The sequence below is a fragment of the Lactobacillus taiwanensis DSM 21401 genome, assembly GCF_001436695.1.
GTDB lineage: Bacteria > Bacillota > Bacilli > Lactobacillales > Lactobacillaceae > Lactobacillus > Lactobacillus taiwanensis.
In genome coordinates, this window is record NZ_AYZG01000017.1 from 106,958 (window position 1) to 118,892 (window position 11,935).

The window sequence follows — 11,935 nt, forward strand, 5'->3', positions numbered from 1 at the left end:
TAATGTTTTTTGTTACTCTAAATATAATTTTCTAAAATCTTTTAGATCTTGCTTTGAAAAGCCAAGTTCTTTAGTAAAGTAATTTTCAAAACCACCATACCCGCTATCAATTGTCTGAGTAATTCCCTCAATAGCGGTACCTTCACCTTCAGTAACGTTCATTCGATTAACCATTTTAATCATCTCAGAATCACTTGGAAGCTGCTTTTTAAGACCAAAAGTATACAGTTCATTCGTCAATAAATAATCGCGTGCAATTGTATGCTCATCTACACCGAGGCCCTTTAAAATTAATGCTGTGGTCATTCCAGTTCTATCTTTACCAGCACTGCAGTGATATACTAACGCTTCATCCTCCGGTAAGGTAAGTAGGGACGCAAACACACGGGCAAAAGCCTTTTGACTAGCAGGACTTAAAATCACATTTTGATAAATTTCACTCAAATAACTGTCAACTTTAGGAATATGATGTAAAAAGCGATATAGTTTATGACTGTCATTAACAAAGTTACCGCTGCTATCTTCCGCATAGACATGACAATCCAAAACTTCAACACCATTCCATTTTCGATCTGGCGCCATTACTTGTTCATTGCTTGTTCTTAAATCGCAGTCTACCGTGACTTTCATCTTTTCTAATTTTTCTTCGTCACGTTTAGTTAGACTACTTAAGGAATCAGAACGATAAATTTTTCCCCATTTAACATGCTTCCCTTCATTATTTTCATAGCCACCAATATCTCGAAAATTTACAGTACCATCAAAAGTAATTAAGCGATTATGTTCCATTATTTCATCCTCTATCTGCTTTTCTCTCATGATATATTTTAGCCTATTTTTATCAGTAATTAAGTATTTAGAACTAAGCATAGATACTTTGGCTAAATACAAAATACTTTCACTTTGTTAGTTTATTTTTTATAATTGATAATAATAATTTACAAGAAAAGCACATCAAGGAGGTCGCATCAAATGTCTACAGAACACATAGAAGCCTTAACAATTGCTGGTCATGATAGTGATGGTAGTGCTGGAATGCCTGCTGATTTACATGCTTTTTATGCTCGTGGTGTTTACGGTATGGGGTTATTAACTGCTGCTGTCGCAGGAAACTCTCAAGGAATTTTTGCACAACAATTAATGCCATTAGATTTTATTCAAAAGCAATTCGACGTCTTGAATGATGACTTTAAGATAAAAGCAGTTAAAACAGGGATGCTTGCTAACAAAGAAATTATTGATATAGTAGCCAAAAATTTAAAGCATTATCAAATGCAAAACATTGTGCTTGATCCTGTCATCATTACTAAGCACGGTGCTACTCTTTTAGCAAATGATGCTTATCAAGCATTTCTTGAGAAGTTAGTACCTATGGCAACCATCATCACACCTAACTTTTTTGAAGCACAAAAGTTAACTGGTCTTGATCTAAAAAATGAAGCTGAAATCAAAGAAGGTGCAAAAAAACTTCAAAAGATGGGTGTCAAAAATGTTCTAATCAAAGGTAGACACCATAATGATACGCAAACAGAAGTTAAAGATTATCTTTTACTAGAAGACAATTCTGAAGAATGGCTAACCAAGCCGTATTTTAAAACTGATCGCGTTAATGGTACAGGAGATACTTTATCTGCAGTGATTACGGCTGAGCTTGCAAAAGGGAATGATATCAAGACCGCAGTTAAAATTGCTAAAGATTTTACTTACGAAGCAATTTCACATCCAATTAATGTAGGATCAAAATATGGTCCAATTAACCATTTAGCTGCACAGGAAGAACTTGATTAGATATTTTTATTAACTCGTATTTAAGGCAATTTTAAGTTATACTTTGAACATACGATTTTAATAAGGATGATAATTATGGCAGATAAAACAATAAAAATTGCATACTTGTATGAAGACTTAATGAATACTTACGGCGACTCAGGCGACGTTAAAGTGATTCGCTATTTACTTGCTAAACAAGGCTATCAAACTGAAGTTGATAATATTTCACTAGACGATAGCTTTGACGCTAAGAACTACGACTTTTTATTCTTTGGTGGTGGCCAAGACTTTGAACAAACCGTTGTTGCTAAAGATCTGCCACGTCATAAAGAAACTATTGAAAATTATATTAAGGCCGGTAATCCAATGCTTTGTATTTGTGGTGGCTATCAATTAATGGGTGATTACTACAAAACAAATTCTGGCATCACCATTAAAGGTCTAGGTATTTTACCTCTACATACTATTTTCAAGGCTGATAAACGTATGATTGGAGATACCCGTTACATGACTGAATGGGGTGAAGTTAAAGCTTTTGAAAACCATTCAGGTCAAACTTATTTTGATAATACTAACATGCTTCATCCCTTTGGTGAGATGATCGAAGGCTACGGCAATAACCCTCAAGATAAAGTTGAAGGCTTACGTTACAAAAACTTTATTGGCTCATATTCTCACGGTCCACTACTTCGTAATACGAATGTAGCAAATGCGATTGTTAAAATGATTTTAGAACGTCGCAAGGAGCGTACTGCTAATGAAGTTGAATCCGTTTAGAAAAGAAAGCCTCAAGCGTTATTTGGGTACAGACAAGCACTTTGCCAAAACGCTTGGGGCTTTTGACTTATTAACTATTGGTATTGGAGCCGTTATTGGTACAGGTATTTTTATTTTACCTGGTACAGTTGCCGCAAAAGAGGCGGGGCCTGGTGTTACTCTTTCATTTCTAATTGCAGCCCTAGTGTGTACTTTAGCTAGTATGTGCTACGCTGAACTTTCTTCAAGTATTCCAGTAGCTGGTTCTGCTTACTCATACGGAAATATTCTTTACGGAGAAGTTATTGGTTGGATTTTAGGCTGGGCATTAATCTTAGAATATATGCTCTCAGTTGCTGCAGTATCAGCTGGGTGGGCTTCTTATTTTAACTCCTTGCTACATAGCTTTAGATTACACATTCCTCATCATTTAGAGGGACCGTTCGATCCTTTAAATGGTACGTACCTAAATTTATGGGCAGTTGTTAGTGTTTTATTAATTGGAATCTTACTTTCTCGTGGAATGAAAGCATCCATGAAATTTAATAATGCTGCTGTTTTAATTAAGATAGCAATCATATTTATTTTTATTGGTGTGGGTTTATTTTTTATTAAGCCTAAAAACTATCAACCCTTCGCTCCATATGGAACTACCGGCGTTTTACGAGGGGCAACTACAGTCTTTTTTGCATTTTTAGGTTTTGACGTTGTTTCATCTTCAGCAGCTGAGGTTAAAAATCCTAAAAAAAATATGCCAATCGGAATTATTGGCACATTAATTGTTGCTGCATTGCTTTACATGGGAGTATCAGCAGTTTTAACTGGAATGATAAATTACAAGCAATTAGACGTAGCCAATCCTGTTGCCTACGCCCTAAAGTTAGTTAACCAAGGTTGGGTAGCAGATTTATTATCGATTGGTGCCATTGTTGGAATGAGTACAATGATGTTAACTATGATTTACTCAAGTTCACGTCTAATTTATTCCATTGGACGCGATGGACTCCTCCCTAGCTTTTTAGGAAAAATTGATAAGCATGGACTTCCTGAAAATTCACTTTGGATTGTAACTATCGTTATTGCTTTAATGGGCGGTTTGTTCTCAATGGAAGAACTCACTAGCTTAGTATCAATTGGAACATTGCTTGCCTTTACTTTCGTATCTTTTGGCGTCATTTTACTGCGTAGAAGAAAAGATATTCCTGAAGGTGACTTCAAGGTTCCATTCTATCCAGTAATTCCAATTCTTTCTGGACTTGCCTGCATTGGCATGATATGCTTTTTATCTGTTAAAACTTATATTTTTGCTAGTATTTGGTTCTTATTTGGCCTATTTATTTACTGTATCTATGGATATAAACATAGTAAAATCAGCAAAAAAAATAATTAATTACAAAAAAGAGTAGTTACTCAAAAATCACGAGTAACTACTCTTTTTTATTATGACTTTTCGGTTCCCAATTAAGTGCTAATACTGCACAAATGATCATTATTGAACCAATCCAATCAATTGGAGCCATCACTAATCCAAAAATAATTACTGACCCAATCGTTGCGGAAACCGGCTCAAAAGCATCTAATAAACTAGCAGTTGATGGTTTGATATAACGAAGTGATCCCATCATCCATTGAAATGGAATCAGAGTTCCAATCACGATCACACCAGCCATTAGCCAAAAAACGTTAATATTATTCGGAACCTTTGGCCATACCGGATGTGCTATTACCAAAGCAATACCTGAAAAAAGTAAGCCCCATCCTGTTACCACTAAGCTTGATGTATGATCAAGTAATCGTCGGGGAATTAGAGTATTAGTGGCTACTCCTACTGCCGAAATAAGGCCCCAAAACAAAACAGAAGGAGTTAAGGACAACTGATTAAAGTGCCCATGTGTAGCTAAAAAGAAAACTCCTATAAAAGCAACAACCGCAGCTATTACATCTACTGCACGTAATACCTGGTGCTCAAAGACTACCATATAAAATAAGACAAAAAATGGTCCAATAAACTGTAATACAGTAGCAATTGACGCATTAGCTTCTTGCACAACAATAAAATAGCAATATTGCACGGGCAATAATCCTAACAAGCCATAAGCCAGCACTGTTACCGCATCTTTCTTATTAGCCATTGTTTTAAGCGGATTTTTTCCTGCCAATTGTGCAAATACAAGCAAAATAATCCCACTAACTACCATTCGCACCTGAGAAATCCAAATTGGTGTAATGCTAGAACTTATATTGAATAATCCTTTAGCAAATAGACCTGAAATTCCCCAGAAAACACAGGCTAGCGCTGCTAAACAAGTCCACAATCTTTTTTTCGTCATATCTTCCCAACTTTCCTAATATTTTGCAAGATTCATCATAACACACACCAAAAAAATTATCTTTTTACCTCTTGCTTTTTCAACGCAAATCGAGTTAAATATAATTAATATAAAACTTAAAAAGCAATGAAGAGACGAGTAGATAATTTTATTCTTTCAGTGAATTAGCGTTAGTGAGAAGCTAGTAGACCCTGAATTATCGAATAACACTTTTTCGCTGTGCTGCTAGCCTAAATTATAGTAAGCTACGCCGTCATCGGTACGTTATCAAGCCGAGGAGCATGATTGTGCTCTAATTAAGCTGGTCTATATTTAGACAATTTAGGTGGTACCGCGGAAAAAAGCCTTTCGTCCTGAGAATATCAGGGGTGAAGGGCTTTTTCTTTACTCTTAAATTCTTTCTAAGGAGTTTTATTTATGACACTTATCTTACCTAAGGATTATCATCCAAGTTTAACCATTCGTGACACTGAAGCCGCAATTGTTTTCATTAGAGAAACTTTTCAAGATAAACTTGCAGAAAATTTAAATGTTCAAAGAATGTCAGCACCAATGTTCGTTGAAAAGTCTACTGGTCTAAACGATAACTTAAACGGTATTGAACGTCCAGTGTCTTTTGATATGAAAGCAATACCCGACGACACAATTGAAGTTGTGCATTCTTTAGCTAAGTGGAAGCGTTTAGCTCTTAAGCGTTATGGCGTCGGTATTCATGAAGGCCTCTACACTAATATGAACGCCATTAGACGTGATGAAGATTTAGATAATTTTCATTCAATTTATGTTGATCAATGGGATTGGGAAAAAATAATTTCTAAAGATGAACGTAATATTGAAACTCTTAAAACTACTGTTAAGCAAATCTTTAAAGCAATAAAAGAAACTGAAAAAGAAGTTGCTGCACGTTACCCTAGTTCTACTTATCATTTACCAAATACCATTACCTTCATTACTACTCAAGATTTAGAAGATCGCTGGCCTGATCTAACGCCAGATGAACGTGAAGATAAAATAGCTAAAGAGAAAAAAGCAGTATTCCTAATGAAAATTGGCGATAAATTAAAGCGTAGCGGTAAGCCACATGATGGTCGTGCACCAGATTACGATGACTGGGAATTAAACGGTGACTTACTATTTTGGTATGAACCATTACAACGTAAAATTGAAATTTCTTCTATGGGAATTCGCGTAAGTGAAGAATCACTCAAAGAACAACTTAAAAAAGCTCATGCTGAAGAGCGAGCCACTTTACCATTCCATAAAATGCTCTTAAATGGTGAACTTCCTTATACAATTGGCGGTGGAATTGGTCAATCTCGCTTATGTATGCTTTTGCTTGGAAAAGCTCATATTGGTGAAGTCCAAGCTAGTATTTGGCCTCCCAAAATGATTGAATCATGTGAAGCTGCTGACATCAAAATTCTATAGCACAAAAAAGACTGTCTAAGCCAATAGGCTTAACAGTCTTTTTCGTTATTTACTAGCTTTACGATCTTTTCTAGAGATAATAAACATAATTAGAGGTAAAAGAATAAATCCAAAAATCATCATTGCAACAGCATACCAGTTAATGCCTATTACTTGTCCTTGTGCATTGGCCACACCAAATTGGGCTTTCCAATTGTATTCTACTAGCAAGAATAATACTAAAATAATTGAAAGAATAGGAATAAATACATCAGTCCATACATTTTTTGGTGCATTTAAAACAGGCTCTGCTGTCTTTCCACGATAGAATTGAATAACAGCTAATGGAACAACAATAAAGCCCAAAAAACGTACCATCGCACTCAATGTGATCAAATTGACCATATTATATTCAAAAGCCATTGGAATTAAAATAGCTAACAATACTGAAATAAAGAAGGTTCTAATTGGAAAATTATTCTTGGTTCTTTTAGTTAAAGCTTTTGAAAATTGGTTTTCACGTGCCATCGCTTCTAAAATTCGTGGAGCATTAAAACTAGAAGCAACATTAATACCAAACATTGAAACTAAAGCACCAACTAAGATAACATCCCTTAAAATTTCATTCTTAAAGATAGCAGCAATTGCAACAACTTGCCTTGTTGTCATTAATGCTTTGGGATCGAGCATCATTGCAACAGCAACAACGCCAATATAAATGATTGCAATAACAATAATTGCTAAAGGAATAGCACGTGGAAGGTTTTTAGCAGGATTCTTCATATCATCTGACCCAGAAGCAACTGATTCAAATCCAGTAAAGGCATAGAAGGCAGATACGATTGCCATTACAAAACCTGTAGTAGTTAAAGTAGGAACAATCTTTTGACCATTTTGAGTAATCTGATCTACCTGACTTAAATTACTTGAAGCACCACTTACAATTAATAAAACTACCCCTGCAATAATAATTAATACTAGAGCAGCTAACTTACCAATAGTCGCTAAGTTCATAACATACTTAACAACTTTTTGACCAAATAAATTAATTATCGTAATAACGGCCATCAATATCAAAAAGCCAATAGTTACGCTCATTGTCTCATTTGGGTTACCACCAAAAATAGAAATAGTAGATTTAATAACCCCAACTGCCATTACACCCCAAGCTACACTTGCAGAAAAGTAACGTAAAATTCCCATATAGAAACCGACATTATTTCCAAAAGCGGCTTTTGAATATGCATAAGCAGCCCCAGATTTAGTTACATACTTTGCTGCTGCCGCAAAAGATATAGCTAAAATTGAAGCGAAAATTGCAGCAATAAAGTACACAATTAAGGCTTTTGACCCAGCTTGTTGAACAACGCTACCTGGTGTCAAAAATATTCCTGAGCCAATAATTGAATTAATGGCTAAGAGTACAATAGACCAAAAACCTAATTTACTTGTTTCTTTTTCATTCATTTATTAATAATTTCCTCTACTTTGTCTTTGCCATATCAATGATATATTTAAATAAGTTATTTTGATAAGAAACTACTCGGTGAAGCATTTCAGGATGCCATTGAACCGCAATGACTGACGCATCTTCATTTTCAATTGCCTCCACTACTCCATCTACACAGCGAGCGGCTACTTTAAAATTAGGTGCAACATCTTTAATTAATTGATGGTGAAAAGAATTAGTTTGCAATTTTTCTTTCCCCAATAATTCAGCAATTTTTGTACCTACAACTGTTTTTACAGTATGTGTAAGCAAAGTAGGTGTCTGTCCTTGATTATGCTTTAACGTTTTCTCTTTTCTATAACTGAGATCTTGATATAGCGTTCCACCGTGATAAACATTTATTATCTGAGCACCACGACAGACTCCTAAAACTGGAATTTCCTTTTCTTCAGCTAATTTCAATAAACGCATATCGAATTGATCACGCTCAGGCCAAATATCTCCCAATTTTTGTTCAGGTTCTTCACCATAGTTATGAGGATCAACATCATGTCCTCCAGATAAAATCAATCCTTGAACATTTGAAAGCTGTTCCTTAATTACTTCTTCATCCCCATTAAAAGGAATAATGTAGGGTATTCCGCCATTTTGGACGACAGAATCAACATAATCTTCATTAACATAGCTACGACGATAGCCTGGAAAAATTCCACCATCATCAATAATTACAGAACCAGAAATACCAATAATTGGTTTCATGTTGCTATCTCCTTTAACTTACTTTTTAACAGTTGAATTAATTATAAATTAAAACTTTTAATGCGTAAATACTACAAGCTAAAATTAACACTATTTTCTCACTATAAGCTAATATTATGTCTTATAAAAAATCACCCTCTTTCTTACAGAGGATGATTTTAAAATTATTTCTTTCGATGTTTAATTAGATAAATGATCGTTGCTAATACTAGTACTCCCCCTCCTACCGCTACAGAGATTCTAGTTTCTGGATTAACAAACATAAAAACTACAATTACTAACAACATTACAAAAGCAAAATAGTTTGAATAAGGATAAAGAGGTAATTTAAATGGATGTTTTTCCATTAAATGTAAATTGTTTTTTCTAAATTTTAATTCGGCAATTAATATTACAAACCACGCTACCATCCCTGGTAACACAGAAGAACTATAGACTATTACAAATAGTTCTCCCATAGATTTATTCATAGTTGAAACTATTAGGTTCAAAATAAAACCAATCAAAATGCCAGCTGTAATTCCAATTATTGCACGATCAGGAACAATATGCTTTGATAACTTTCCAAAAGTTTTTGGCGCTTCTCCTTCATGCGAAAGTTTAAACAACATTCGACTAGATGAATATATACCGGAATTTGCACCAGATAAGGCTGCTGTTAAAACAACAAAGTTGATAATACTTGCAGCTGCCGTAATTCCTACCTTAGTAAAAGTTTCTACAAATGGTGAGCCAATATTACTTAGTTGGTCCCAAGGATAAATAGTCACAATTACAAAAATTGCACCAACGTAAAAAATCAAGATTCGCCATAAAACTGATTTTACACTCTTTACAATTGCTTCTTGAGGATTTGCAACCTCGCCAGCAGAAATACCAATAAGCTCTATTCCTTCATAAGAACCAGCAATTATTGCCATCGAGAAGAAAAAGCCTTTTACTCCACCCGTAAAGAATCCTCCATGAGACCATAAATTATTAAAACCTACAGGATGTCCGTGATTACCGACACCAACTAGAATTACTAATAGCCCTAAAATAATCATTAAGATAATTGTCACTACTTTAATCATTGCAAACCAAAATTCTAATGCTCCATATGCTTTCGCACTAGCTAAATTTGCTAATAATAAAAATACAATAATAATTATCCCAGACCAAAAAACACTAACTTTAGGCCACCAAAATTTTAAATATTCTGTTGCTGCCACAACTTCTGAAATACCAACAACAATATACTGAAATACGTTTGCCCATTCAGCCAAATATCCAGCTAATGGAGAAATATATTCAGTTGCATAATCTGCAAATGATCCTGTACCTGGACTTACATATAACATTTCACCTAATGCACGCATTACAATATATAAGATTAATCCGACAAACATGTACGCTAATAATACAGATGGTCCAGTCCACTTAATAGTTGATGTTGATCCCATAAATAAACCAACACCAATTGCTCCACCTAATGATATCATCTCCATTTGACCAGCAGTCATGGATCTTTTTAATTTAGGCGGATGATTTTTATTATCTTTCATTGATTACTCCATCCTTTTTATGTCGTATTAGATAAACAATTGTTGCTATAACTAGTACAGCGGCTCCAACTAAAACAGAAATTCTAGTTTCTGGATTAATTAACATGAATATTACAATAACTATTAACATTACAAACGCAAAATAATTAGACAGAGGATATAATGGTAACTTAAACGGATGATCTACTAATAAATCTTTATTGTTACGTCTAAATTTTAATTCTGCAAGTAAAATTACAAACCATGGTATCATTCCTGGCAAGACAGAGGACGAGAAAACAATGACAAATAGATCTTGCGTAGATTTACTTATCGTAGCAGCAATCATGTTTAAAATAAATCCAATCAATATTCCCCCAGAAATACCTAAGATAGCATGATTAGGTACAATACGCTTCGAAATATGACCAAATGTCTTTGGAGCATCCCCATCATGAGCTAATTTAAACAACATTCGACTAGACGAATATATTCCAGAATTGGCACCAGATAAAGCTGCCGTTAAAACAACGAAGTTGATAATACTTGCAGCCGCCGTAATTCCAACTTTGGCAAAAGTAGTTACAAAGGGTGATCCAATATTGCTTAATTCATTCCATGGATAAATAGTCACAATAACAAAAATTGCACCAACGTAGAAAATCAAGATTCGCCATAAAACTGATTTTACGCTTTTTACAACAGCATCCTTTGGATTAGCAACTTCACCAGCAGAAATACCCAACAATTCGATTCCCTCATAAGAACCTACAATAATTGACATTGAAAAGAAAAATCCTTTTACTCCACCAGTAAAGAAGCCTCCGTGAGACCACAGATTACTAAAACCTGTTGGCTTTCCACCATTACCCACGCCAAAGAAAATAACAATAAAGCCTAAAATAATCATCAAAATAATAGTTACAACTTTAATCATTGCAAACCAGAATTCAAGAGAGGCATATGCCTTAGCACTAGCCAAGTTTGCCAAAACTAAAAACAAAATAATAATTATCCCTGACCAAAATGCATTAACTTGCGGCCACCAAAATTTTAAGTACTCTGTTGCCGCGACCACTTCAGACATTCCTACAACTATATATTCAAAGACATTTGCCCATTCAGCTAAGTATCCAGCTAATGGATGCACATATTCAGTTGCATAATCTGCAAAAGACCCAGTCCCTGGATTTACATATAACATTTCTCCTAATGCACGCATTACGATATATAAGATTAATCCCACAAACATATAGGCTAATAATACAGAAGGACCTGTCCATTTAATAGTAGAGGTAGAGCCCATGAATAACCCAACCCCGATTGCTCCGCCTAAAGATATCATTTCCATCTGACCAGCAGTCATAGAACGTTTTAACTTAGGCATTGACTTTTTATTTTTCATTACTTAAATGCCACTCCTATAAAAAAAACTAGCAGTCAAGTGAGAGCTAGTTTTTAAATATCAACAAATTGATTAATGCCATTTTAATACAGGTAGACAGTAATGCCAAGAACTTTTTAACAAAAAATAAGTATCTAAAAAATTTATTTTTATTTTTTCGTTGATTGTAAAATCAAATTGAACACTTTAGAAAAATAAAAAGTCCATTCGGACCTGTTTGATAGAATGTAGTTACCACACAACATTTAGAAACGAGGTCAAAATGGACTCTTTACATTCTACCATGAATCAGCACCTTAAAGGCAAGCATTTATCATTCGAGGAAAGAGTTATTATTCAATGCGTTTGAAAGATGGGTGGTCTTTGCGTGCAATTGCCCGTGAACTTAACTGTTCTCCTTCTACTATCAGCTATGAGGTTAAGCGCGGTACTGTAAAACTGTATCATGGCAAAGTCAAAAGATATAAGGCCTCTCAAGGACATGATGCATATCAAGCTCATCGTAAAAATTGTGGGCGCAAATCAGACTTTCTCA

At 34.7% G+C, this 11,935-nt stretch carries 10 protein-coding genes, 1 pseudogene and 1 other annotated feature; of the genes and pseudogenes, 5 read left to right on the top strand and 6 right to left on the bottom strand.

The window, feature by feature from the left end; all coding sequences use genetic code 11:
- Window positions 1–12 precede the first annotated feature (12 nt).
- Window positions 13–789: a tyrosine-protein phosphatase gene (locus FD18_RS03730; protein WP_057718695.1), complete on the bottom strand. Its 777-nt coding sequence runs from the start codon at window positions 787–789 to the stop codon at window positions 13–15.
- 183 nt (window positions 790–972) lie between these two features.
- On the opposite strand from FD18_RS03730, the gene thiD reads away from it, so the two are divergent.
- The 3 genes from thiD (at window position 973) to FD18_RS03745 (ending at window position 3,916) form a co-directional block, all read left to right on the top strand.
- The gene (gene thiD / locus FD18_RS03735) at window positions 973–1,788 is read left to right on the top strand and encodes a bifunctional hydroxymethylpyrimidine kinase/phosphomethylpyrimidine kinase (protein ID WP_057718696.1); all 816 of its coding nucleotides are present in this window, start codon (window positions 973–975) and stop codon (window positions 1,786–1,788) included.
- A gap of 75 nt (window positions 1,789–1,863) precedes the next feature.
- Complete coding sequence (locus tag FD18_RS03740) at window positions 1,864–2,547, top strand: type 1 glutamine amidotransferase (protein WP_057718697.1); 684 nt, start codon at window positions 1,864–1,866, stop codon at window positions 2,545–2,547.
- The gene (locus FD18_RS03745) at window positions 2,528–3,916 is read left to right on the top strand and encodes an APC family permease (protein WP_057718698.1); all 1,389 of its coding nucleotides are present in this window, start codon (window positions 2,528–2,530) and stop codon (window positions 3,914–3,916) included. Before FD18_RS03740 ends, FD18_RS03745 begins: the two co-directional genes overlap by 20 nt.
- Window positions 3,917–3,953: 37 nt before the next feature.
- Here FD18_RS03745 and FD18_RS03750 read toward each other — a convergent pair whose 3' ends face one another.
- Entirely contained in the window at window positions 3,954–4,856 is a 903-nt protein-coding gene (locus FD18_RS03750) for a DMT family transporter (RefSeq protein WP_057718699.1), read from the bottom strand.
- A gap of 117 nt (window positions 4,857–4,973) precedes the next feature.
- Window positions 4,974–5,215, top strand: a binding site (T-box leader).
- 58 nt (window positions 5,216–5,273) lie between these two features.
- Here FD18_RS03750 and asnA point away from each other — a divergent pair.
- Window positions 5,274–6,284, top strand: coding sequence for an aspartate--ammonia ligase (gene asnA / locus FD18_RS03755; protein WP_057718700.1), 1,011 nt, complete (start codon window positions 5,274–5,276; stop codon window positions 6,282–6,284).
- A gap of 45 nt (window positions 6,285–6,329) precedes the next feature.
- Here the strand turns inward: asnA and FD18_RS03760 are convergent, their stop codons facing one another.
- The 4 genes from FD18_RS03760 to FD18_RS03775 form a co-directional block, all read right to left on the bottom strand.
- Entirely contained in the window at window positions 6,330–7,730 is a 1,401-nt protein-coding gene (locus tag FD18_RS03760) for an APC family permease (protein ID WP_057718701.1), read from the bottom strand.
- Window positions 7,731–7,746: 16 nt separating this feature from the next.
- Window positions 7,747–8,472 (bottom strand): gamma-glutamyl-gamma-aminobutyrate hydrolase family protein, encoded by a 726-nt coding sequence (locus tag FD18_RS03765; protein ID WP_057718702.1) that lies wholly within the window; start codon window positions 8,470–8,472, stop codon window positions 7,747–7,749.
- Window positions 8,473–8,636: 164 nt separating this feature from the next.
- Window positions 8,637–10,016 carry an amino acid permease gene (locus FD18_RS03770; RefSeq protein ID WP_057718703.1) on the bottom strand — a complete coding sequence of 460 codons (1,380 nt, stop codon included), beginning with the start codon at window positions 10,014–10,016 and terminating at the stop codon, window positions 8,637–8,639.
- Window positions 10,006–11,400 (bottom strand): amino acid permease, encoded by a 1,395-nt coding sequence (locus FD18_RS03775; RefSeq protein WP_057718704.1) that lies wholly within the window; start codon window positions 11,398–11,400, stop codon window positions 10,006–10,008. The genes FD18_RS03770 and FD18_RS03775 overlap by 11 nt, the downstream gene beginning before the upstream one ends.
- Before the next feature lie 262 nt (window positions 11,401–11,662).
- Here FD18_RS03775 and FD18_RS03780 point away from each other — a divergent pair.
- Window positions 11,663–11,935, top strand: a pseudogene (locus FD18_RS03780) (helix-turn-helix domain-containing protein); the annotation flags it as partial.